The organism is Staphylococcus pasteuri, from assembly GCF_030547725.1.
GTDB lineage: Bacteria > Bacillota > Bacilli > Staphylococcales > Staphylococcaceae > Staphylococcus > Staphylococcus pasteuri.
The window spans coordinates 1-256 of the sequence record NZ_JAUOQO010000552.1; the positions used below are offsets into that span (position 1 = coordinate 1).

Sequence of the window (256 nt, forward strand, 5' to 3'; positions counted from 1 at the left end):
TCTTACCGCTTACCGGTTTGCTAATTCCCGTGTTTACCAAGACAACATCACCATCACAGAGTGTATGTTCCATCGATTCGCCACGCACTTTAACTATAGTCGCACTATCGGCGGATATCCCAGAATCTGATAGGTATTTTCTCGAAATAGGAAGTGACTCCACGATGTTGTCGTGGTCCACATGCGTACCGTTTCCAGCTGCAAGCTGAACATCGTAAACCGGCACCTGGATGAAGTCTGATTCAAGGTTGTGGGG

General features: G+C 47.7%; 1 protein-coding gene. It reads right to left on the minus strand.

Features of this window, described 5'->3' with window-relative positions; genetic code table 11:
• A partial coding sequence (locus Q4528_RS14695; RefSeq protein ID WP_303522400.1) for a S24 family peptidase occupies nt 1-256 on the minus strand: 256 nt, incomplete at both ends.